This is a genomic window from Acidovorax sp. (genome assembly GCF_046291265.1).
In the GTDB taxonomy this organism is placed as follows: domain Bacteria; phylum Pseudomonadota; class Gammaproteobacteria; order Burkholderiales; family Burkholderiaceae_C; genus Acidovorax.
On the sequence record NZ_JBKBTV010000014.1, the window covers coordinates 65,790 to 89,134 of the forward strand.

The 23,345-nt window shown below is 63.9% G+C and carries 22 protein-coding genes; 14 read left to right on the plus strand and 8 right to left on the minus strand.

Annotated features, from left to right (window positions below):
* Window positions 1-133: 133 nt before the first annotated feature.
* Entirely contained in the window at window positions 134-598 is a 465-nt protein-coding gene (locus ACK41V_RS07890) for a Cd(II)/Pb(II)-responsive transcriptional regulator (RefSeq protein WP_409780249.1), read from the minus strand.
* Window positions 599-672: 74 nt separating this feature from the next.
* Here ACK41V_RS07890 and ACK41V_RS07895 point away from each other — a divergent pair, with 74 nt between their 5' ends.
* Window positions 673-1,326, plus strand: coding sequence for a cation transporter (locus ACK41V_RS07895; protein WP_409780252.1), 654 nt, complete (start codon window positions 673-675; stop codon window positions 1,324-1,326).
* 77 nt (window positions 1,327-1,403) lie between these two features.
* Here the strand turns inward: ACK41V_RS07895 and ACK41V_RS07900 are convergent, their stop codons facing one another.
* Entirely contained in the window at window positions 1,404-1,787 is a 384-nt protein-coding gene (locus tag ACK41V_RS07900) for a response regulator (RefSeq protein ID WP_409780313.1), read from the minus strand.
* A gap of 133 nt (window positions 1,788-1,920) precedes the next feature.
* Between ACK41V_RS07900 and ACK41V_RS07905 the strand changes: the two genes are divergently transcribed.
* Window positions 1,921-2,199 (plus strand): hypothetical protein, encoded by a 279-nt coding sequence (locus ACK41V_RS07905; RefSeq protein WP_409780255.1) that lies wholly within the window; start codon window positions 1,921-1,923, stop codon window positions 2,197-2,199.
* 129 nt (window positions 2,200-2,328) lie between these two features.
* On the opposite strand, the gene ACK41V_RS07910 is transcribed toward ACK41V_RS07905, so the two are convergent.
* Genes ACK41V_RS07910 through ACK41V_RS07925 form a run of 4 tightly spaced genes read right to left on the minus strand, consistent with a single transcriptional unit; the run spans window position 2,329 to window position 6,806 of the window.
* On the minus strand, window positions 2,329-2,928 hold the full coding sequence (locus ACK41V_RS07910; protein WP_409780258.1) for a DUF2894 domain-containing protein: 600 nt from the start codon (window positions 2,926-2,928) through the stop codon (window positions 2,329-2,331).
* Window positions 2,921-3,580: an OmpA family protein gene (locus ACK41V_RS07915; protein ID WP_409780261.1), complete on the minus strand. Its 660-nt coding sequence runs from the start codon at window positions 3,578-3,580 to the stop codon at window positions 2,921-2,923. Before ACK41V_RS07915 ends, ACK41V_RS07910 begins: the two co-directional genes overlap by 8 nt.
* Entirely contained in the window at window positions 3,577-6,012 is a 2,436-nt protein-coding gene (locus ACK41V_RS07920; protein WP_409780264.1) for a DUF802 domain-containing protein, read from the minus strand. The genes ACK41V_RS07915 and ACK41V_RS07920 overlap by 4 nt, the downstream gene beginning before the upstream one ends.
* 5 nt (window positions 6,013-6,017) lie before the next feature.
* On the minus strand, window positions 6,018-6,806 hold the full coding sequence (locus ACK41V_RS07925; protein ID WP_409780267.1) for a DUF3348 family protein: 789 nt from the start codon (window positions 6,804-6,806) through the stop codon (window positions 6,018-6,020).
* A gap of 334 nt (window positions 6,807-7,140) precedes the next feature.
* Here ACK41V_RS07925 and ACK41V_RS07930 point away from each other — a divergent pair, with 334 nt between their 5' ends.
* Window positions 7,141-7,794 (plus strand): YitT family protein, encoded by a 654-nt coding sequence (locus tag ACK41V_RS07930; RefSeq protein WP_409780269.1) that lies wholly within the window; start codon window positions 7,141-7,143, stop codon window positions 7,792-7,794.
* 154 nt (window positions 7,795-7,948) lie between these two features.
* Window positions 7,949-8,434, plus strand: a complete 486-nt coding sequence (locus tag ACK41V_RS07935; protein WP_409780272.1) for a GAF domain-containing protein — start codon at window positions 7,949-7,951, stop codon at window positions 8,432-8,434.
* Between the two features lie 17 nt (window positions 8,435-8,451).
* Here ACK41V_RS07935 and ACK41V_RS07940 read toward each other — a convergent pair whose 3' ends face one another.
* Window positions 8,452-11,970 carry an EAL domain-containing protein gene (locus tag ACK41V_RS07940; protein WP_409780273.1) on the minus strand — a complete coding sequence of 1,173 codons (3,519 nt, stop codon included), beginning with the start codon at window positions 11,968-11,970 and terminating at the stop codon, window positions 8,452-8,454.
* A gap of 561 nt (window positions 11,971-12,531) precedes the next feature.
* Here ACK41V_RS07940 and ACK41V_RS07945 point away from each other — a divergent pair.
* The 10 genes from ACK41V_RS07945 to ACK41V_RS07990 all read left to right on the plus strand — a co-directional run bounded on the left by ACK41V_RS07945 (window position 12,532) and on the right by ACK41V_RS07990 (window position 21,380).
* Complete coding sequence (locus ACK41V_RS07945) at window positions 12,532-12,654, plus strand: hypothetical protein (protein ID WP_409780276.1); 123 nt, start codon at window positions 12,532-12,534, stop codon at window positions 12,652-12,654.
* Between the two features lie 509 nt (window positions 12,655-13,163).
* A complete protein-coding gene (locus ACK41V_RS07950; RefSeq protein WP_409780279.1) occupies window positions 13,164-14,588 on the plus strand; it encodes a TolC family protein in 1,425 nt (474 codons plus the stop codon).
* A 1-nt stretch (window position 14,589) separates the two neighbouring features.
* Complete coding sequence (locus tag ACK41V_RS07955) at window positions 14,590-15,972, plus strand: multicopper oxidase family protein (RefSeq protein ID WP_409780282.1); 1,383 nt, start codon at window positions 14,590-14,592, stop codon at window positions 15,970-15,972.
* A 23-nt stretch (window positions 15,973-15,995) separates the two neighbouring features.
* A complete protein-coding gene (locus ACK41V_RS07960) occupies window positions 15,996-16,493 on the plus strand; it encodes a plastocyanin/azurin family copper-binding protein (protein WP_409780285.1) in 498 nt (165 codons plus the stop codon).
* A 16-nt stretch (window positions 16,494-16,509) separates the two neighbouring features.
* Window positions 16,510-17,049, plus strand: coding sequence for a DUF411 domain-containing protein (locus ACK41V_RS07965; protein WP_409780288.1), 540 nt, complete (start codon window positions 16,510-16,512; stop codon window positions 17,047-17,049).
* The gene (locus ACK41V_RS07970) at window positions 17,046-17,396 is read left to right on the plus strand and encodes a copper-binding protein (protein WP_409780291.1); all 351 of its coding nucleotides are present in this window, start codon (window positions 17,046-17,048) and stop codon (window positions 17,394-17,396) included. Before ACK41V_RS07965 ends, ACK41V_RS07970 begins: the two co-directional genes overlap by 4 nt.
* A 66-nt stretch (window positions 17,397-17,462) precedes the next feature.
* Window positions 17,463-18,470: a P1 family peptidase gene (locus tag ACK41V_RS07975; RefSeq protein WP_409780294.1), complete on the plus strand. Its 1,008-nt coding sequence runs from the start codon at window positions 17,463-17,465 to the stop codon at window positions 18,468-18,470.
* A 95-nt stretch (window positions 18,471-18,565) separates the two neighbouring features.
* Window positions 18,566-19,369, plus strand: coding sequence for a lectin (locus ACK41V_RS07980; RefSeq protein ID WP_409780297.1), 804 nt, complete (start codon window positions 18,566-18,568; stop codon window positions 19,367-19,369).
* Between the two features lie 10 nt (window positions 19,370-19,379).
* Entirely contained in the window at window positions 19,380-19,913 is a 534-nt protein-coding gene (locus tag ACK41V_RS07985; protein ID WP_409780300.1) for an EF-hand domain-containing protein, read from the plus strand.
* A 135-nt stretch (window positions 19,914-20,048) separates the two neighbouring features.
* Window positions 20,049-21,380 (plus strand): TAXI family TRAP transporter solute-binding subunit, encoded by a 1,332-nt coding sequence (locus ACK41V_RS07990; RefSeq protein ID WP_409780302.1) that lies wholly within the window; start codon window positions 20,049-20,051, stop codon window positions 21,378-21,380.
* A 138-nt stretch (window positions 21,381-21,518) separates the two neighbouring features.
* On the opposite strand, the gene ACK41V_RS07995 is transcribed toward ACK41V_RS07990, so the two are convergent.
* A partial coding sequence (locus ACK41V_RS07995) for a DUF1631 family protein (RefSeq protein ID WP_409780305.1) occupies window positions 21,519-23,345 on the minus strand: 1,827 nt, incomplete at its 5' end.

Here is a 23,345-nt window from a genome sequence, read left to right on the forward strand (position 1 = left end):
CACAAAAATTTAGGTGTTTTTGGCCTCTAGCGCTTATCCAACAAGCGCTACCAGCTATCAAAACAGGAGTATTCAGCGCCCATGAGAAACATGTCCTCACAGCCATGGGCTTACACCGGCGCTGCAACAGGCGTCAGACATGGCGCTTGCCCGGCCCGGTGCTGGCGGATGTCGCCAGCGGCTGGGCATCGGCCCGCGCGTGAAGCGCCTCGATGATGTGGCAATGCGCGTCCGATCCATCGCAGCGGCTGCGCAGCGCCAGCAGGTCGGCTTCCAGCGCTTGAAGCTCTGCCAGGCGGGCCCGCACATGCTGCAAATGGTCATCCAGCGCATCGCGTGCAGCGTCGCAGTCCTCCTTCTTGCTCCAGTCCAGCGCCAGCAGGGTGCGCACCTCGTCCAGGGACATGTCCATGGCGCGGCACAGGCGAATAAAACGCAGGCGGTGCACATCGGTACCGGCGTACAGGCGATAACTGTTGTCGCTGCGCAGCCCCGGTGCCAGCAGACCTTCTTTTTCGTAGTAGCGGATGTTGGCGGCCGTCACGCCCGATTGCTGGGCGGCTTCTCCAATCCGGTATTGCGCAATGTTTGTCGTCATGGGCTTGACCTTCAAGTGACTTCAAGGTTTTAAATCATGCCATCGCTTTGAAAACACTGAATGAAGAACGCCCAATGTCTGCCCACTGCCACCACAACCATGACAACCACTCGCACGGTTCGCCCGCCACTGCCGACCCCCGCTATCGCCGCATCCTGTGGATGGCGCTCATTGTCAACGCGGCCATGTTTGCCGTGGAGGTGGGCGCAGGCGTGCAGTCGGGCTCCGCGTCACTGCTGGCTGACGCTATCGACTTCTTGGGCGACGCCGCCAACTATGCGCTGTCGCTGTGGGTGCTGGCCATGGCCCTCACGTGGCGGGCGCGGGCCGCACTGATCAAAGGCGCCAGCATGCTGGCGTTTGGCGTGTTCGTGGTGGGCCGCGTGGCCTGGGGTGCGTGGCAGGGCACGGCCCCCGAACCCTTCACCATGGGCACCATCGGCCTGCTGGCGCTGGCCGCCAACCTGGGGGTGGCTGTGCTGCTGTACACCTACCGAGACGGCGACGCCAACATGCGCAGCGTGTGGCTGTGCACCCGCAATGATGCGTTGGGCAATGTCGCGGTGATGGGCGCTGCGCTGGGTGTGTTCGGCACCGGCAGCGCCTGGCCCGATCTGGCCGTGGCAGCGATCATGGCCTGGCTTGCTATCGCTGGCGGTACCAGCGTGATCCGCCAGGCACGACAGGAGCTTGCCAGCGAAAAGATTTCGGCATCACATGGGCACTGAGGACCGCGCTGAACGCTCGCCTGAATGGACGAACCCGCAAGACCGCAACGCAAAGAGTCTGCAGAGCAAACCTGTCCTCACCGGGGCAACGCGCAGCAGCGTTCAAAAAAGGCGTCGAGCTCTGTCGATTTGTCATACACGCCGTCAGCGCCCAATTGCTCACACCTGCGGCGCATATCGGCGGTGGCGTAGTTGGTAAGCACGTAAACATGCTGGTTCTCGGCTTTGGGCTCTGCGCGTTGTTTCAATTCCTGAAGCACTTCAATGCCTGAGCCCTCGCTCAAAAACAGATCCACCACCATCAATTGCCACTGGCTGCCCCATTGCTCCAGCGCTTCTTTGGCGCCCGCTGCGGTGGTGGCAAAGGCGATCACGCGGGCATCTGCCAGTTCTGCCAACGCGGGCACCAGAGTGTCCCGAATGGTCTTGCTGTCTTCGACGAGGATGGTATTGAGGGGCATCATGGGGAGCCGGATAGTCCGTTCGTTGAGATGCTGCCTACAATCTATGCTGCCGACCCCAATCGCCATGTAGTCCGTTGCGCCGCTTGCCCGGTCGCCAACGTGGATTGAATAACCTCATAGAGTTCGACTTATGCCCAGCGATACGAAACAGCCTCCATCATCGGACGTGGCAGAAATTCTGAATCAGAATTTGGAAACCGCTGAACAGATCAAAGCGACGGCCGATGAACTGGATGTTGTGCACGCGGTGCTGTCCACACAAATCCCAACAGATGCCATGCAGGGCGATCTCCAGGCAGCTGTCGAGCGCACGGACCAGTTAGAGCAGAAACTGACCGAGACCGCAGAAGCTCTGGACAAGTCGAACGAGTTGCTGCAGCAACACATTTCGAACCAGACCAAAAAGTGAGGTAGGTGTCAGTCGGCATCGAACCCCACACAGGTTGCAACGCTGCTGCGCGCCACAGCAAAAAGCTTCTTACCCCCACCCTTTTTTCCTCGGCGTCGGCCCCTCGCGCCGTGCGCAGTGGCCCCAAAGTCACGTTTTCGTTCTTGTAGCCCGGCTTTTGCGTACCGCTGAACGCGCGGGCGGTGCGGGCTTGGTGTTGGCACCCTCCAGCCACAGCAGCGAATCCATGTGCGAGATGAATCGCCGCAGGTAGTCCGGCGACAACGCGCGCATCAGGCCCAATGAGCGGAGCATGAGCTTGTGCGAGTTGAGGGGCCCCGCGTTTTCAGGCGCTCGGTGCAAGGCCTGCACCACCTGCTGATCAGCAGAAATCTTGGACCAGACCTCGCTGAACTGGCGCACGCTCTTCATGTCCGAGAGGTTGGCGCTATCGCCCCGCAGCACGCCATCGGCATCGGACTGGGCCCGGGCAGCGAGTTCCCCATTGAGTTGCGAGAGGGCGCTCCCCGTCGTCGGCATCGCTTTGGCAACCGCACGGCACGCAGGCGCAGACTTCGCACGGTCGGCATAGTCAACCACCGCAGCGCTCAGCCTGCAAGCCAGCACATGCTGCACAGCCACTGGCTGCGTCTGCAGACGCCGGGACAGTGCCTCCAGGTAGTGAAACCGCGCCGGGTCGTAGAGATGCGCGTCCTCTGCACGCAGGGACTCCAGCGTAGGCTCATTCATCACGGGCAGGCTTTGCGTTGGATGCCTTGGGCACCGGGGCCATCTCCACACGGCGATTTTTTGCACGGCCTTTTTCCTCTGCGTTGTCGGCCACCGGCTGCTCGGCGCCAAAAGCGGCCGCAAACACTTGCGCAGACGGCATGCCCTCCTCAATGAGTGCTCGGGTCACCGTGAGCGCCCTCTGCGCCGACAGCTCCAGATTGTCGGCAAAACGTTGATGGGCTCCGCGCAGCAGCGTGGTGTTGTCGGTAAATCCGCTCACCATCAGCATTTCATCGCGTTCGCGCAGGTACACCACCAAGGGTTGCACCAAGCTGCTCAGCAGTTGGCGCCCTTCAGGGCGAAGCTCATCGGAGCCCGCTGCAAACAACACGCTGCCACTGATGCCAATGCGTCCGTTGTTCACGGTCACCCGGCCGCTGGCCAATGGAATGGCCAACGCCTTTTCGAGCGCCATGCGGCGTTGCTCCTCCATCTGGCGCTTTTCTACTTCCTGCTTCAAGCTGGCCACCAGGTCGATCTGCACGACGAGCACACCTACCAGGATGAGGACAAATGCGCCCAGCAACCCCGACATCAGGTCGCCAAACACCGCCCACACGGGAGCGGTTTGCTCCGAGGCTTCGTCCAGGGTGTCGTCCAACCCGTTCACGCGGCCACTCCATGGGCGGCGGCCCTGCCCGCGGTGCCATGCAGCCTGCGCAGGTCTTCCACAATGCCCTGCTGCGCACTAATGCTCAGGTCAATCACCTCGCGGGCCTGGGCCACGTAGTAGGCCAGTTGCTCATCGCTGCGGCTCATGGACTGGCCGATGGCTCCTTCAATGCCCTGCAGGCTTGTCATGAGTTTTTCGTTGCTGGCACTGAACAAACCCACGCCATGGCTGAATGATTCACCCAGACTGGCAAGCTCTACGGCGCTGGCAGCCACATGCACAGCCACTTCATCCACCTTGCCAGCCTGCGTGCCAAGCGCCTGTGCAAACTGGTCGCCCGCTTGCTCCAGCACCTGGGCGGCCGAGCCCACCAAGCTATCGATCGCGGCGCGCTGCTGCACCGCGGCGTCATTCACCGAATGCAGCAAGGTGCCCACCTGCTCCATCATGGCCGTGCGTTCTGCCAAGGCAACGTTGTCGCGCTCGCTCATCCGCGTCATTTCCTGGCGCAGGTGGGTAATGACCTCGGCCGCGGCCTGCGGCACATCGGAAGCGGTTTGCAGCAGGCGCGTGAGGGGTGCTTCCAGGGCCGCACCCAAGGTCGCCAGGTGCTGTGCCACGGCTACCTGCAGCGTATCGAGCCGTTCCACCGCAGCCTGGCCGCGCAGCGCCTCCGCGTCGCGCAACGCAACCAGTTCGGTGCGCCACACGCCCGTCAGTTGGTCCATGCGCTGACCTTGTGCCTCGACCCATTGGGCCTCGGACTCCAAGCGGGTACGCAGGAGTGCATCCGACTGATCCATCAAAGTGGCCACACTGCCCAGCGTGCGGGCCACCTGATTGGTTACGTGTTCCGCCATGTTCGCGGCTGCGGTCTGCAAGGCCTGGGCTGCCCCCTGCTGCTGCGCCACCGACTGCGCACCCACCCGCTGCCATTCGGCACAGAGCGCACCCGACATGGTGCCCATGGAGCGGCTCCAGTCATCCACACGCTGCTGGTCGGCCGCCAACTGAGCGGTGTGCGACTGCGCCACCGTCTCCTGCAACCCGGTCAGCAGCGCGCCAGAGCGCTCTTCGAACGACTGCGTGGCCGACAACAAACTGTGGTCAAGCTGCTTGGCGGTGGCTTCCAGCGCCGCGCACACGCCCTGCTGCTGCGCCACTGACTGCGCGCCTGCACGCTGCCACTCGGCACAGAGAGAGTGGGCCATGGCCTCCATGGAGCGGCTCCAGCCTTCCAGCCGGTGCTGGTCAGCGGCCAACTGGGCCGCATGAGATTGCGCAGCGGACTCTTGGAGTGAGGCCACCAGCGCGCTGGATCTTTGGTCAAACGCCTGCGTGACAGCCTGCAGAGCTCCGTCGAGCTGTGCTACCAAAGCGTCTTGAGCCTGGGTGTGACTGTGCAACGCCGAGGTCCAGGTGTCGGCCACTTGGCGCGCCGTGCCCTCCCACTGGGCTGTGAGTATCTGCAATTGCGCATCGGTGGCCTCCCGCAGGCGCTCGTGCGAGCGCTGCGCCTCGTGCGCCAGCGTGGTCATTGCATGCTCCACCACCGGGCGAATCACCTCGCCCGCCTGGCGCGCGCTGGCAGCCAGGCTGTCTTGCAGTGAGGCCCCGACGGTACTGGCCAGCTGCGTATAGGCGGACGAAGCCTCACGATGGAATCCTTGTTGCTGGGCGAGCAGTTGTGCGTTGAGCTGGTCATTGCGGCGCTCCAGGCCTTCCATCAGCCCTTGCAGGCGTTCGGCAATCAGCGGCATGGCATGGGCCTGCGTCTGGAGAGCGAGGACCATTTCGTCCCGTCGGTGCGCCGATGAAAACGGTCGGAAAACCGCTGGTATGCGAGCATCCAGCAGGCGGGCAGCGTCTATGCGCTGACGGCGGCTGATGGCCGACAACAAACCCAGGGCGGCCGACGCCGCCACGCCTGCCACGGATGTGCCAAACGACAGGCCCAGGCCCTTGATGGGCGCAGCCAACGCAGTGCGGATCGATTCCAGATTGGACGAGGTCTCCAATGCGAACACAGCGCCCTTGAAAGTCACCACCATGCCCAGGAATGTGCCCAGCATGCCCAGCATGACCAACAACCCCACCAGATACGGCGTGAGTGCAGGGCCTGGCAAGGCCACGCGCTCACCTTCAATGCGCTGGCGCACCGGGTTGCGCAGCGAAGGTGCCAAGCGACTGATCCACTCCCCCAGGTCCGCCACGGGCTCCGCAGATCTGTCAGCCAGGCCCAGCGCCGTGGCCAAAGACGCTGTGGCTGCGCGGAACTGCATCAACTCATATGCGCCCAGCAAATACACACCGCCAATCACCAACGTCATCGCCAGCGCCAGCGGGCTGGTGCCCACAAAACCCCAGCCTACCCAGGCCACCACGGCCAGGCCCGCCGCAAAAATGGCGGCCATCACACTCTTGTTCATTCCTGTCATCCTGTTTTCTCGTTGTGGGCTGCATCCAGCAGCCCCGATATCGGCAGCAGGCGCACTTGCAGTTCTGCAATCAACAACGCCTGCAAATCTTGTTCAAACGCCCACAGCCATCCGCCGGGCTGGGCCCAGCGCAGCGGTTCGTCGGCAACGCCGCTGTTTTCCAGCACCTCCAGGTGCTTGTGATGCCGGTGCGCCAGGCGCCGCTCCAGATGGGCGGCCAATGAGGCCCAAAGCCGCTGCTCGCGAGGGCCGAGCATTTGCTCCATGACAGCATCCAGCACCGCCAATTGCCGCAATCCGAGACACCCCTGGGCCAAGGCATGGCGGACCTGCACCCGCAAGGCCAAAAGCCGTGTGTCCATCTGCTTTTGCAGATCCAGATAACGCTGGCCATGGGCCGCATAGTGAGCCTCGACCTGCGGGTCGGGCGCTTGCACGGGCGTGTTGTCAGCCCGGGCGCGCGCGGGTTTGGGGGCCAGTACCTTGGCCGTCACCAACGCATTCAGATCCGCCCTGGTCTTCTCGAACAGGTGATCAAGCGCAGGCAAGTCCACCCCCTGGTTACTCACCAGCGACCCGGCTTCGCCGGGCAAAGTCTCAATGGCATGCAGCGCCCGGCTGAGTTTGACGGCATCTACCGTGCTCAGCCACTGGGCCATTTGCTCCGCCACATCGGTGTTCACGGGTTGCGATGGCGACGGCCTCGGTCGCTCGCCGTCCTCCCGCGCCCATTGCTGGAGCAGAACCACGAGTCTGGAGCTGTTGATGGGGTGGTGCAGAAACATCCTGAGAAAGCCATTCACTGTGCTGGCAGCGCCTGGAGACCCCCAAAGGCGCGCCCGCATCAGGGAACGGATCCCCAGTGGGCAAAGCCCGCTATTTTCGCAGCAACGCCGGGGCCACTCGGAAGATCCACCGCGGCGTTGCAGGTGTTACAAGTGGGTGGCTCTGGTCAAGCCGCTGATCAAGGCGTGGCGAAGGACGGCGTGTGCAGCCGAGAACGTGCTGCGCGGTCTCTTGACGCGTGACAACCAAGGCACAGGTCTTGCGTGGTCCAATTTGCAGCCTGCTTCCGCCAAGGTGGCAACGCCAGCCCGCCTCTTCACGTGTTCATTGCCTATGCCAAGCTCGCCTGCCACCCCGAACCCGCATCCAGCCACCCAGGCCGCAACTCCCGCAGCCACGCCGCACACCCTGTTCGAGGACGGGGTGGCCATCTTTACCGGGGTACTGCTGATTTCAGTCGGCGTTGCATTCTTTACCAGCGCCGGTTTGCTGACGGGCGGCACAGCGGGGCTGGCATTTTTGCTGCACTACGCCACGGGCATCGGCTTTGGCAAGCTATTTTTTGTGGTGAACCTGCCGTTTTATTGGCTGGCTTTGCGAAAGCTGGGGCGCGCTTTTACGGTAAAGACCTTCATTGCAGTCCTGCTGCTGTCGCTTTTGACAGAACTGCAGTCACAGTTTCTGCAGTTTTCCCAGTTGCAGCCGCTGTACGCTGCCATTGCGGGCGGGCTGATCACGGGCACGGGATTTTTGGTGCTGTTCAGGCACCGGTGCAGTTTGGGCGGCGTGGGTGTTGCGGCGCTGTACTTGCAGGACCGCTACGGCTGGCGGGCTGGCAAGATTCAGATGGCTGTGGACTGCTGCATCGTGCTGCTGGCTCTTTGGACGGTCGAACCCCTGCGGGTGGCTGGGTCCATTGCCGGAGCCGTGGCGCTCAACCTGGTGTTGGCGATAAACCACCGGCCCGGAAGGTACATGGGCACTTGAAAATGTGCTCATGACCTTCAGTAGACCCTTGCGAAAGAGTGACCACGTTCTAAAACCACACCCGCCCCGGGCACAGCCGTCTTTGCCCCCAGATCCGCAGGTCGCGGCACGTAAAATGCCGCCTTCAGCAACCGTTTCCCGCAATGGAGTGGCCGTGGCCCAAGTCAATACCGTCCGTGATTTTGAGCAGTTTCAGGCCATCCTCGGCATCCAGGGCGTGCGCGACGCACTGGCCTATCTGGTGGGCCTCACAGACTACCGTTTCATCGGCATCTGGCGCTTTCAAGATGGCAAGGCCAATGCCGCCGTGCACTTTGACAAGGAAAACGCAAGCACTCTGCACGCCCAGGAAGTCGCGGACACCGCAACCTACTGCTGCTACGTGCGCGACAGCAAAGGCGTGTTCAAAACAGCCCATGCCCTGCTGGACGCCCGCACCGAAGGGCACCCCGCCCGCGAGGCTGTGCCCACCTACTGTGGCGTTCCCATCATGGATTCCGGTGGCGTGCTGATGGGTACCTTGTGCCACTACGACCTGGTGCCACGTGACCCCGAACAAATCAACCTCGAGTTGATGTTTGCTGTGGCCAGCACGCTGGCCCAAGGCGGGCATGTTCCGCCGTACCCTGCCGCACACTGAGCCTGCGCGAGGCCGCGCTAGGCGCGCGGGGCATGCAGTTGCACCATCAGCTGCTCAAAACTCTCCAGCGGCACCGGCTTGCTGAAAAGGTAGCCCTGCCACAAGCTGCAGCCGTGGCGCTCCAGAAAAGCACGCTGCTCCTCGGTCTCCACCCCTTCGGCGATCACATCGATGCCCAGGCTGTGCGCCATGCCGATGATGGTTTGCACGATCAGCGCATCGGTGTGCTGAATGCCGATGTTGCGCACAAAGCTCTGGTCGATCTTGAGCTGGTCCAACGGCAACCGCGTGAGGTAAGACAGTGACGATTGCCCGGTACCAAAATCGTCCATCGAAAACCGCAGGCCCAGGCTGCGCAGCGCATTCATCTTGGCGATGGTGTCGTCCACATTGTCCAGCGCCAGGCTTTCCGTCAGCTCCAGCTTCAAGCGGTCGGGCCGCGCACCCGTCTGCCGCAAGACCGTCACGATCTGCTCCATAAAATCGGCCTGGCGAAACTGCCGTGCACTCACGTTCACCGCCAACTGCAGGTGGTCTGTGGAAGGGGAGTCCTGCCACTTTTTCAGTTGTGCACACGCTGTCTGCAGCACCCACAGGCCGATGGGAAGGATCAACCCGGTTTCTTCGGCCAGCGGAATGAACTCGAAGGGCGGCACCAGGCCGCGCGTGGGGTGGTGCCAACGGATCAGCACCTCGGCCCCCACAACGCGCACGCCGCAGCCCACCTGGGTCTGATAGTGCAGCGTGAACTGCCCCTGATCCAAAGCAGTGCGCAGGTCGTTCTCCAGCGCTGCGCGGGCGGTGACGGCAGCTTGCATCTTGGGGTCAAAAAACCGGATGCTGTTGCGTCCCGCCGTCTTGGCGGCATACATCGCCAAGTCTGCGTGCTTGACAAGATCTTCCACGGTCTGGCTCTGACCGCTGAACAGCACGGCGCCCACACTGGTGGTGCTGTGCACATGGTGAGACGCCAATTGATAAGGCCTGTTGAGTGCGGCCAGAATTTTTTCACCCACATCCTGCGACCGCTCTGCAGCGTCGGTGGCCCATGCGCCCAGGTCTTCCAGCAGCACCAGAAACTCGTCCCCTCCCAGCCGCGCCACCGTGTCGCCCTCCCGCACACAAGCCGAAAGGCGCTGAGCCACCTGCTGCAGCAGCACATCCCCCATGTCGTGGCCCAGGGTGTCGTTCAGATTCTTGAAATGATCAAGGTCAAGACACAACAAGGCTCCCTGCATGCCTGTGCGTGCGCTGGTGGCAAAAGCCTGCTGCAGCCGGTCCATCATCAACCGGCGGTTCGGCAGGTGGGTCAGGGGGTCGTAGAACGCCAAGGTTTCGATCTCACGCGCAGCCTGCGCCCGCTGCGTGATATCGCCGAGCGTGGCCACATAGTGGGTGAGTGCCCCTTGCGCGTCTCTCACGGCGGTGATGGCCATGAAATGCAGGTTCACCTCGCCACTCTTGCAACGGTTCCATATCTCGCCCTTCCACTCGCCATGGGTGCGCAGACTGGTCCACATTGCCTCAAAAAATGCTTTGTCGTGATGACCCGACGCCAGCAGGTTCGACCGCCTTCCCACCGCTTCTTCGCCGCTGTAGCCGGTAATCTTGGCGAAAGCCCGGTTGGTGCGAAGGATGACGGTGTCGTGATCGGTCACGATCATGCCCTCCTGCGATTCGAAAGCGATGGCAGCGATGCGCAGTTCATTTTCATCGCTCTTGCGTGCGGTGATGTCCTTGCCCACACCCCGGTAACCGCAAAAATCCCCCTTCTCGTCAAACATGGGCGTACCACTGATGGAGACCCAATAGGGCGCCCCCGAACGGTCGTTGCGCTGAAACTCAAAATCGCGAAACTCACCGTGCTGCTCCAGCAGGGCCCGGTGATCTTTCCACCACTCGTCGCTGACGCCGGGCGCCGCCAGCTCCCAACGCGTTTTCCCCATGTGAAGAGACGCCTCTTTCACCAACCGGTCCTCCGTGCTGCCATCCACGTGGACGAGGCGAAACTGCGCGTCTTGCTCCCAGTACCAGTCAGAAGACAGCGCCGCCAGGGTGCGAAAGCGCGCCTCGTTGTCCTCCAGCTGCTTGCGTACCCGGTAAGCACCCGATACGTCACTGAACACCAGCACCACGCCCACGATGGTTCCGTGCGGGTTGCGAATGGGCGCAGCGCTGTCGGCAATCTGGTACTCGGCACCGTCGCGGGCCAACAAGGTGGTGTGGTTGCTCAGGGCCACCACCTCGCCCTTGGCCATCACCTGTTGCACCGGGTCCACCTGCGGCTCGCGCGTGCCGGAATTGACGATGCGAAACACCTCTGCCAGCGGCTTGCCCCGCGCCTCGTCAATGCTCCAACCGGTCAAGCGCTCTGCCACTGGGTTCATGCGGGTGACGCAACCCTGCGCATCGGTGGCTACGACAGCATCGCCGATGGAATGCAAAGTGATCGAAAGGTTTTCTTCGCTCTGGCGAAGCTGGGCTTCGGCCGTCTGGCGGGTCAGCGCCATGCGATCAAACCGACGGCCCAGCTCCGTCAACTCCTGCAATCCCGTGGCAGGCATACCAGAGACATAGCGCCCCTCTGCCAACTCATCCGTGGCGCGCAGCAACCGCTTGAGCGGCCCCATCACGCCACGCCGCACGCCCTCATGCGCGAGCACAAACGACGCCATCACACCGAGCAGCAAAATGGCAATGTCGGTCCACATCCGCCGGTTGGCTGCCGCATACAGGCTGCCCAACGGTACGGTGAGGCTCATGGTGGCCACGGACTTGCCACCGGTTTCGATCAGCGGCTGAAACACCACCAGCTCAGGGGTGCCGTCGGTGCTGATGCGCTGGCGCTGACCCAGCGGCGTTTGCATCAACAGCGCGAGAAAACCTGCATCCGCGAACGGTGCACCCAGCTCACTCGCATCGGGCGGGTACCGCGCTATCACGCGCCCGTCCGGGTCCGATACCCTTGCAACGGCGCCTTCCGGCATGCCCAGGTCCGTGAGCCGCAGACTCCACCACTCCAGTGACACCACGGCCACTACCGCGCCCACCACGGCCTGACTGCCCGGCTGCTGAACTGGGTACGCAAAATTGACGCTGGCCACCTGCGCCGCACGGTCGATCTGGAAACTGCCCACCGAAAACTCTCGCGCCGTGATCGCTTGCTGAAAATAAGGCCGATTCGCAACGTTCACCGGGGCCTTCAATGGGCGGGCATTGCACAACAGGTCCCCATTCGCGCTTGGCACCCCAATGTTGACGTAACTAGCGTTCAGAGACAGCACCTCGGCCAGGTAGCGCCCACACTGCGCCAGCTCTGGCTGGTGCACCTGCGGCATGGCGGCAAGCCGCTGCAAAAACTGGCGTGTGTTTTCTATCAGGCGCTGCTGGCTGCCCGCTACAGACTGAAGGGTATGCTGGGCCCGGTCTTCAGCCGCTGCAATCGCGTCCATGCGGTGCGCACGCGCCTGGTACACCACCAGCAGCACGGCAGGCAGGGTCGCAATCAACACCAGCCACCGAATACGGGCAGACAAGGTGCTCCAAGCTCCTGCAAACCATGGCGGCATACGGACCTTTCCAGCGAAGGAGGTACTAAGCACTCAGAAGACGGCACGGGGCGCGCATCTGGCCCCAAGGCACCCCCCAGCTTCGTCGCATGGTAGCGCTGCCAAACGTTGGCACGCCAGCCTTTTTTGCCCGGGTTTGCCCTCACGCAGCAACCCTGCCCCCGTGAATGTGCGGCCCTTGAGGGAACCTTGTCTGTGCCGCCGTATCATTCACCGATGCGTCGCGGGCTCTATTTCGTCTTGATGGTGGTACTGGTCCTTCGGGGACTCACCGGCACCGCCATGGCTGCAGGGGTATTGCCGCCGCTGCTGACCAGTGGAGTGGCCCCACAACACCAAGCGCAGCACCAGGCACACCAACAACATCACAGTGACGAAAAGGCGGTCGCAGCCGAAGCGGGAGCGGACCATGCCAGTCACCACGATCTGCAAGCCCTGCATGCACCATGCGACGGCGAAAACCCCGCCTGCGACTCGCATGCCCACCACTCAGCCGCTTGCTCCGCCTGCGAAATCTGTCATTCGGCCATGCTGGATACACCAGACCGGTCGACGCTGACTCCCTCACAACCCGGCAACTCGCTACCGTTGGCTGCCGCCCAGTTTGACAGTGCCCCCGCAGCACTGGCCATCAAACCACCCATCGCCTAATCTCCGACGCCCGAAGTGCGTCTGCCAATACCTGAATGCCCGCTGATCTCAGCGTGTTTCGGGCGGCAGCGCTATGTCTTGTTCGTTCGTTGTCTGGAGATCGCGATGCGCGCCCCTGCTTCCCTCCCGTTTTTATCTTCGCCTTGGCTTCAGAGGCCAGGGCGCCTTGTCTGCCTTGCCCTGTGGTCACCGCTGCTCGCGCTGGCCCAAGCTCCCTCCGCAGGTGATGCAGCCCAGCCGGATGCGGCCACTGCGCCGCTCATTCACCCAAGCCTGCCTTTGCAGCCCCCGCTCACTGATGCCACGCCATCCCCACAAACCTGGCGCGATGCGCATGCGGCTGTCAGCGCCTTCCCGCGCGGGCACACCGACATCGTGGCGTGGGAGGCCCAGCAGCAAAGCACCAAAACACCGCCGGGCCCTCAGCCCACCTCCACACCGCCCCAAGCCCCAACCCACCAGGGGATGCACCCAATGCACCGTCACAACCCCACCCATGGAGACAAGCCATGAGCACGTTGCATCGCCTTTCTATTCTGGTGGCCGCAACAGCATTGGCTGGCTGCGCCAGCGTGTCGCCCGATGGCCTGCGCAGCGACGTGGCAGCGCTCACGGCAAGCCGCACGGGCGTTGTGCCAGCCACCTTGCCCAGCGCCGACCCGGCTGCCCGCGCAACGGCGCAGCAGTCCATCCAGGGATGGCTCGCCCAACCCCTCACGCACGACGCAGCCGTGCGCATTGCCCTGCTCAACAACCCCGGCCTCCAAGCCCGCCTGGCTGCACTGGGAGCGGCCGATGCCGAGCGCGTGCAGGCCATCACCCTGCCCAACCCGCACCTGGCGCTGGGGCGATTCACCAACAGCCACGAGCGCGAAATCGAGCGCACCCTGGCCTTCAGCCTGATCGACCTCATCACGCTGCCCTGGCGCACCGCGCGGCAGGCCGAGCGCCTGCAGATCGCCACGCTGCAAACCGCGCAGGACGTGGTGACCCTCGCCGCAGGCACCCGCCGCGCTTGGCTGCGCGCCGTGGCGGCCGAGCAGGTAGCTGCCACGCACGACCGCATGGTCGAGGCCGCCGAAGCCGGTGCCGAGCTGGCCCGCCGCATGGTGCAGGTGGGCAACTGGAGCCGCCTGCAGCAGGCCCGCGAACAGGCCGTGCTGCAAGAGGCCACCCGCCAGCGCGCACGCGCCCGCCTGGCCGCCGCCACCGACCGCGAGCAGCTCAACCGCCGCATGGGCGTGTGGGGGCTGCAGGCGCAGTACCAGCTGGCCAACCAGCTGCCGCCCCTGCCCGCCACCGCCTTGCCAGCAGAGGGCATCGAAGCCACCGCGCTGCGCGAGCGGCTGGATGTGCAGGCGGCCCGCCGCCAGCTCGACACCCAGGCCACCCGCCAGGGCTGGAGCCGCGCCGGTGCCGTGTTTGGCGACATCGGCATGGCCTACAGCCGCAACACCGCCACCGAGCGTGAAAGTGGCCACCGCGAGATCACACGCGGCTGGGAGATCGAGTTGCCCCTACCCCTGTTCGACTGGGGCGGCGCCGCACGCAGCCGCGCCCAGGCCGAGGTGGAGCAAAGCGCCGCCCAGCTGCAAGACACCGCCGTGCGCGTCCGCGGTGAGGTGCGCGCCGCCTGGCTCACCTACCGCACCGCACTCGACCTGGCGCGCCAGCAGCAGGCCGAGGTCGTGCCCCTGCGCCAGCTTATCAGCGACGAGACCACCCTGCGCTACAACGGCATGCTCGCCAGCGTGTGGGACATGCTGGCCGAAGCGCGCAACAGCACCCAGGCTGTAGCCAACGCCATCGAAGCACAGCGCGACTTCTGGCTGGCTGAGACGGACCTGCAACTTGCGTTGACCGGCACATCACCAGGCGCGTTGCAGGGTCTCACCTCGGGCGCCGCAGCCTCCACCACCCCACAAGGCCACTGACATGAACCGCCGCAATTTCTTCTCTGGCGCGGCCACCGCTGTGGCAGCAGCCTCCGTCAGCCGCGTGGCCCTGGCCGCGCTGCCCGAACCCGCCATTCAAACCAGCGCCGACACTGCGCCGCCGCTGCACCCGCCCACGGGCCGCCCCTACAACCCCGTGGTCACGCTGAACGGCTGGACCGCCCCCTGGCGCATGAACGCTGGCGTCAAGGAATTCCACCTGGTGGCCGAACCCGTGGTGCGCGAGGTGGCGCCCGGCTTAATGGTCAACCTATGGGGCTACAACGGCCAGAGCCCCGGCCCCACCATCGAGGTGGTCGAAGGCGACCGCGTGCGGATCTTTGTCACCAACCGCCTGCCCGAGCACACCACCATCCACTGGCACGGCCAGCGCCTGCCCAACGGCATGGACGGCGTGGGCGGGCTCACCCAGCCAGCGATTCCGGTGGGCAAAACCTTTGTGTACGAGTTTGTAGCGCGCCGCCCGGGCACCTTCATGTACCACCCGCATGCCGACGAGATGGTGCAGATGGCCATGGGCATGATGGGCCTGTGGATCACCCACCCGAAGGGGCAGCATCCGCACATCGCCAAGGTACAGCGCGACTACGCCTTCCTGCTCAACGCCTTTGACGTGGAGCCCGGCAGCATGACCCCCAAGGTCAACACAATGCTGGACCACAACGTCTGGTGCTGGAACAGCCGCGTATTCCCCGCCATCAGCCCGCTGGTGGCGAGGCAGGGTGAGCGCGTGCGCATGCGCATCGGTAACCTCACCATGACAAACCACCCGATTCACATCCACGGCCACGAATTCGAAGTGACCGGCACCGACGGCGGCCCCGTGCCCAAAAGTGCGCGCTGGCCCGAGGTGACCACCGATGTGGCCGTGGGCCAGATGCGGCAGGTGGATTTCATTGCCGACGAGCCTGGCGACTGGGCGCTGCACTGCCACAAGAGCCACCACACCATGGGCGCTATGGGGCACGACGTGCCGACCCTGATCGGCGTGGACCACCGCGGTCTGGTGAGCAAGATCCAGAAGATCGTGCCCGACTACATGGTGATGGGCGAGCGCGGCATGGCCGACATGGGTGCCATGGAGATGCCCCTGCCCGACAACACCTTTCCAATGATGACCGGCACCGGCCCCTTTGGCCCTCTGGAGATGGGCGGCATGTTCACCACGTTCAAGGTGCGGGCCGACCAACCTGCGGGCGACTACCGCGACCCCGGCGACTTCAAGCAACCCGCGGGCACGGTGGCCTACGAATGGCAGGGCGCGCCCGCCAGCACCCCACGCCCGGCGCGCACCGACACCCCAGGCACCGCACCCGGCGCCGCCAACGCACGCAAACCCGCTGCCAGTGGCCACCAGCACTGAATCCCAAAATATCAACAAACACCATGAATACTATCAAATTGATAGCTGCCACCGCTTTATGGATAAGCGCTATCGCCTCTTTTGGTCATGAAAACATGCCCCATACCGCGCAGAACAGCCCGGTGATCAAGGAGCAAAAGGACTGGGGCATCGCAGGCGACGCCAAGTCCGTGCGCCGCACCATCACCATCCGCATGACCGACGACATGCGCTTTGCCCCGAACCACATCGAAGTGCGCGAAGGCGACACCGTGCGGCTGCGTGCCGAGAACAAAGGCAAGGTGCTGCACGAGATCGTGATCGGCACCAAGGCCGAGCTGGACCAGCACGCCGAGATGATGAAAAAGCACCCCGGCATGGAACATGACGAGCCCTACATGGCCCACGTGGCGGCGGCCAAGACCGGCGACATCGTGTGGCACTTCAACCGCACCGGGGGTTTTGACTTTGCCTGCCTGATCCCCGGCCACTACCAGGCCGGCATGACAGGAACGATCACCGTGCTGTCCCGCAACCAATAACGCCAGGAGAAACCCCATGACCATTCCACGCAACCCACGCTCTGCATCCGACGCCGCCAGCCCTGCCCGCCGCCAATGGCTCACCACCGCCCTGCCTTTGCTGGGCGCGGGTGTGGCCGTTGCCCTGCTGCCCGGCCCGTCGCGTGCAGCGACCCACACACCCACGCCACTCGAAGTGTGGAAAGACCCCAACTGCGGCTGTTGCCAGGACTGGGTGGACCACATGCAGGCCAACGGTTTTGCCGTGAAAGTGCACGACACCGGCAACAACGCCGTGCGCGCCAAGCTGGGCCTGCCGCAAAAGCTGGGCTCGTGCCACACCGCCCTGGTGGGTGGCTATGTGGTCGAAGGCCATGTGCCTGCCAGCGACGTGCGAGCCCTGCTACAGCAAAAGCCCAAGGCCCTGGGCCTGGCCGTGCCCGGCATGCCCGTGGGCTCCCCCGGCATGGACGGCCCCGCATATGGCGACCGGCGTGACCCGTACGACGTGCTGCTGGTCGCGCGCGACGGCAGCACCCGTGTTTTCAAGAGCTATAACAAGAAGGCATCGACATGAAATTCCCCTTCATCCCTTTGGCCGCCAGTCTGCTCCTCCTGGGCGCTGGGCCCGCTCTGGCCCAAGCCACCGCCCCTTCAGCCTCAAGCAGCCACCAAGCAGCCACGCCCACGCAGCAGAGTGCGGAGCTGAGCGAAGGCCAAATCACCCGCTGGGACCCGCGCACACTGCGCCTCACGCTGAAGCATGGCGAGATCAAGAACCTGGAGATGCCGCCCATGACCATGGTGTTCCGTGTCGCAGACGCCAGCGTGGTGGGCGATCTCCAACCCGGAGACAAGGTGCGATTTCGGGCTGAGCAAGTCAATGGCGCCTACCACGTCAAGCAGATCGAAAAGGCGCCGTGAGCGCGCTGCCGGGCGGGTGATACCGCACAAACAAGGCGCTGCATCGGGGCACCATAATCACCGGCCATGAGTTCTCAACATGTCTTGGCCAGCGACGCTGGCAGCATCACCCGCGTGGCCGGCATCGAGGTCGGCCACTTCACCGAAACCCGCCGCCCCACGGGCTGCACCGTCATCATCACCCGCGAGGGCGCCGTGGCCGGTGTGGATGTACGGGGCGCAGCACCCGGCACCCGCGAGACGGACCTGCTGCACCCCTCCAACCTGGTGGACAAGGTGCACGCCATCGTGCTCGCGGGCGGCAGCGCCTGGGGGCTGGATGCCGCCACCGGCGCGGTGCGCTGGCTCGAAGAGCGCAACATCGGCTTTGACGTGGCCGTGGGCCGCCTGCCCATCGTGCCCGCCGCTGTGCTGTTTGACCTGCTGGTGGGCGACATGCGCATCCGCCCCGATGCCGCCGCGGGCTATGCGGCGTGCGATGCGGCATCCACCGCCGACCCGGCCGAAGGCAATGTGGGCGCGGGCACCGGCGCCGCGTTGGGCAAGATCTTTGGCATCCAGCGCGCGATGAAGGGCGGCATCGGCACCGCGTCCGTCACGGTGGATGGCGTCACGGTGGGCGCGCTGATTGCCTGCAATGCCCTGGGCGACGTGATCGACCCCGACACCGCCCAGGTGATTGCAGGCGCCCGCACCGACGACGGCCTGCGCCTGCGCGACACGCGCCGCGCCCTGCTGCGCGGCGACCCACCCCAGCCCCTGCTGGCGGGCACCAATACCACCATCGGCGTGGTCGCCACCGATGCGGTCATCACCAAAGTGCAGGCCCACCGCCTGGCAGTGGCCGCCCACGATGGCCTGGCCCGCAGCATCAACCCGGTGCACACCATGTCTGACGGCGACACCCTCTTCAGCCTGGGCACCGGCCGCGCGGGCAAAACCCTGGGCATGATGGTGCTGGCCACCATGGCCGCAGAAGCCACGGCCATTGCCACAGCGCGCGCAGCGCGGGCTGCGCGGTCCATCACGACAGCCGAAGGTTTGTACTTGCCGTGGGCGGGGGAGTTGGGGTAAATAGCGGTGGGGTTTAAAGCTTCGCAACCACCGCCCCGCACCCTGTCGATGAAGGCGCCTATTGCCACCACCCATTTTTGTGACAAGGAAAAACCATGAAAGACCCGACCCGTCTGCGGCGCGCCTGGATGCTGTGCCTGCCCTTGCTTCTGCACACGCAAGCCACACTGGCCCAGGATCAACTGGTGGACCTGCGCTCCAATGGCAGCTACACGTCCTACCGCTTGCCAGAAGACACCACCCAGGTGGACCTGAGCGAGCAAACCCAAGGCGCTTGCCGCTTTAACCGCACTTGGGGCTATGACCTGACCAACCGCGAGCTGTGGACCAACGGGGGCTGCGGCGGACGATTCAAGCTCACTCGCAGCTACGCACCCGGCAATCACAACAACAGCGGCTCCAACGCGGGCGCCGCCGTGGCGGCGGTGGCGGCCATCGCAGGCATCGCGCTGCTGGCCAACCACAACCGGCACGACAACGACCGGCAACCAGAGTATCCAGACTACGGCGGTGCAAACAGTGGCCGCGGTGGCGAGATCCGGGTGGACGGACGGCTGTGCCTGGACGTGACCAAGGGCAATATCCGACCCGGCACCGCCCTGCAGGTGTTTGACTGCAATGGAACGGCATCCCAGCGTTTCAACGTGGGGCGCGGTGGCGAGATTCGCGTGCGGGACCTGTGCGTAGACGTGGACCGGGGCGACCCACGCGATGGCGCGCGGGTCGTTCTGTGGTCTTGCTCGGGTTCGCGCAGCCAGAGCTGGACCACACGTGGAGGGCAAATCGTCAGCCAACTCAATGGCAAGTGCCTGGACGTAGAGGATGGCCGGGTTCGCCAAGGGGCGCCCACCATGGTGTGGTCATGCAATCGCAGCCCCAGCCAGCGCTGGTGGTGGTAAGGAGTCTCCCATGATGATCAAGATCACATCAAACAACACGCTGCGCCCTCGGCACCTGCTGTGTATTGCCGCTGCTGCCAGTGCCTTCTCGTTCGCAGTCCCCGCAGTCGCACAGACGGGTACGGCGCCAGTGTCGTCACCCACCTCGCCGCCCCAAGCTACTGCAGCCCAGGGCGCGAAACCCGCCGCCCGCTCCTTGGCGAACCGGCTCCAGGCCATCTGCTCATCTGCCGACCTTAACCACGACGGGAGCGTGTCGCTGGATGAGTTTCACGAAGATATCGTGCAAAGCTGGCACAACCTGTCTCCGGACGCCACGGGCTACGTTCAGCTCGCTGATCTGGCCCAGGTGCCGCGGATGGGGAAAGGTCGCCTGAAGCGGCTGGCCGCGATCGACAAGGACGGTGACGGCAAGCTGTCGTTCAAGGAAGTGGTCGAAGCCCGCATGGCTTATTTCGACTCGGCCGATGCGGACCAGAATGACCAGCTGTCGATTGCAGAATGCGTGGCATACGAGCGCAATCGCCGCAGAAGCAAGTCTTGATTCAAAAGTACCCTGGCAACCGCCCCCGGCAAACCGTGCCGGAGGCGCACACCACCAGTGAATCAGCAGTAGACAGACGCCCCCGCGCCCTCGCTCGGGCGCCGGTCAGCTCCCGCTAATTTCAACACCTACCCCATGCCCCAGGCTTTTCGCAACACCCTGCTGTCACTTCGCGATTTGATCGTGTCTGCGGGTCCGCTCGCTTTTTTGGGTGTGGGCCTGCTGGTGCTGGCGTACTGGTGGCTCAACCCCAACCCGCCCAAATCGGTCACGCTGGCCACAGGGCCTGCGCAAAGCGCGTATGAGGAGTTTGGCAAGCGCTACCAAAAAGCGCTGGCAGTGGATGGCATCGACGTCGTGCTGCTGCCCAGTGAGGGTTCATCACACAACCTTCAGCTGCTGCGCGAAGGCAAGGCCGATTTGGCGTTTGTGCAGGGGGGCACCGCGGAGCTGCGGCCCGATGATGCCGACGCGCTGGTATCGCTAGGCAGCCTGTTTGTGGAGCCGGTATGGCTTTTTTACCGGACCGATGCGATTAAAAAGCGCGCTTCCAATGAACAAAAAGGCCAGCTCGATGGCCTGCCGCAGCTCAAGGGCCTGCGCGTCAACGTGGGAACGGCGGGCAGTGGTGTTCCCACTTTGATGGACCGCTTGCTGGAGGCCAACCGCATTGAGCCTGGGGAGGTCACCCTGTCTCGCCTGGAGCAGACACCGGCAACGGTAGAGTTTCTGGCGGGCAAACTGGATGCACTGGTCTTTGCCTCGGCCCCCGAATCGCTGATGGTGCAGATGCTGCTGCAAACACCGGGGGTCCAGCTGATGGACTTTGCCCAGCACGAGGCCTATGCACGCCGGTTTCCGTTTCTGACCCCCGCCACTCTGCCACGCGGCGTGGTGGACCTGGCTGCCAACGTTCCCGCGCAGGACGTTCGGCTGGTGGCCTCCACCACATCGCTGCTGGCGCGAGAGGGCACACACCCTACCCTGCTGACCTTGTTTGCACAAAACGCGCAGAAGCTGCACAACGGTGCAGGCTGGTTCAACCGGGCCAGGGAGTTCCCCAGCACCCGCCATAGCGAACTGCCCATTGCCAAAGAAGGCGAACGCGCCATCAATGAAACCGTGCCCCTGATGCAGCGCTACCTGCCTTTCTGGATAGCCAATCTGATCGAGCGCATGTGGCTGGTGCTGGGGATCTTGCTGGCCATCATGCTGCCGCTGTCGCGCATCGTGCCGCCGCTGTACCAGTTCCGCGTGCGTTCCCGGGTGTTCCGCTGGTACGGCCGCTTGCGGGAAATTGAAAACGATATGGAAGCTGGCAAAGTCGAACCGGCCGATCTGCTCAAGTCGTTGGACGCTCTGGAGACGCAGGCCGAGAAGGTCAGCGTCCCTTTGTCCTACGCCGATGAACTGTATGCGCTGCGCAACCACATTCACTTGGTGCGCAAAAAGCTGCTCCGAGCTTGAACCCGCGCAGACAGCGGATGCATGGATCCAGGTTTCAGATCGCTGCGGCCAGCGACCACCAAACAGTGTGAGATGTTCGGCTATGACCGGTCAATCAGCCGACTACTGGCCGACTGACCATGGCCGGGTTGGCTTGGGTCAACCGTTTTTGGAAACCTTGGGGACCGATGGCGATGGCAATGGCGCTGACTTGGACAGCGGAGCTGACCGGGAAAGCGGCGCCATCTTGGAACTGGAGGGCTTGGTGCCCGAGGAATTGGCATCTTGGTTTTTGCGGCCGGGCACCACCGTCACCACATCCAGCGCGCGCGCCACCACCGGTTTGGCGGCAGGAACCACACGCAACGCACCTTCAACGGCAAGTTTGTCACGCATGCGCCGAGTCATGGACTGGGTGCTGGCATCGGGTGCGGTGAACAAAAACAACGTGCCATGCGGACTGGCCCATGTCAGCTGGGTTCGCACCACACGCCCGTTGGTCACCAGCTCTACCCAAGCGCCAATCACAAAGTCGGCATAGGGGTCTGACGCGACCTCCGTGGGGACCGGTGCGCTTTCTTCAGGCACTGCGGCAGGCGACTGGGCACTTTCGTCGGCGACCACTACTGGTTGGGGCGCGACCACTGCTACGGGCTCTGGTTCGGGCACCGCAGCCACCACTGGCGCCGGGGCAGGCTTTTCAAAAGCCGCCTGGTGCAAGCCCACCAACCTCTGCAGCAGAGCGCTGGTTTGCGTGGCTGGGTAATTGATCGTCTTGAGGCCCTTGCGCAGCTTGGCCAGCAGTCCGGGGATCGAGTCGTTGAGGCGCTCGGGCTCTTGTCGGGTGAGTTCGGGCTGAGAACTCCATAGCAACACAGGCACCAGTGCCAAAAAGCCGCCAGGGTCATCGCTTGGCGAATCCGGGGCCTTCATCACCTGGGCCAAAGCCACCACATCCGACCAGGGGCCGGCAGCAAAGTCCAGAATATCAACCGGCACCTTGCCCACGTCAGGCAGCTTGCGGATGTCAGCGGCAATTTTTTCGGCCAACATCTCGCGTTGTTCTGCCTGCAAAAGGGCTTTTTGCTGCGCCTCTTGGTGGGCCTTCAGCTTTTGCTCTTGTGTATCCCAAGCGGACTGCAGGGCCTTGAGCACGGTATCAAAAGGACCCGCGTCCTTGATCTCGTTGGCGGCCAGATGGTCCACGGCCCCCGTGACCAGGCGCATGAAACCGCTGAAACCGGGCGCTGTCTCTGCGGTAAATGCGAGGCTGCGCTGGGTCAGTTCATCCAACAGGCGTCTGGCGGGGTGGGCTCCATCGGTAAAAAACCGACCGTCGTACTGCACCAGTTGCTTGAGCGCAGGCTCAAGACTCTGCACGGCTTTTTGCACAGGAGGAAGCAGGCGCCCATCCTGAGCAATGTTGAACATCATGCGGCCCACGACCTCCATCGCCATGGCCGTAGACTGGGCGGCTGTTTCCATCGGCATGGTCGCATACACGACGGGAGCCACGCCGGGGAGGCCACGCCTGCCCGACAAAGGCACGGGCAAAGATCCTGGCTGGCTTGCTGTGCCGCCACTGGCAAGCCGTCCAACCAGTCGCTCCAGCTGCGCCATGTCTTCAATGGCTTCTGCCGCAGCACCGCCAGGAAAATATCCACCGCCAAGCCCCGACTGGGCACTGACCGCACCGGCCCGGGGGTCCACCCCAGCTTGCCCTGCGCCGGGAGGCACTGACCCATACTGCGCCGCGATGGCACCTGCTGGCATGGCGCCATAGGTCCGTGGATCAAACGGGTCTCCTCCAGCCAACATCTGGCGCAGGATACCGACGGTGAGCAAGGCTTCTTCCGCCGCCGGGGCCATGCCACCCTGCTGGGAATCTCCATTCCAACCGGTTCCAGGGCCCATCCCACTGCGCCCATATCCGGTGTTGCCATAGTCGCCCATCGGCGTATTCATCGATGGGCCATAGCCGGAGTA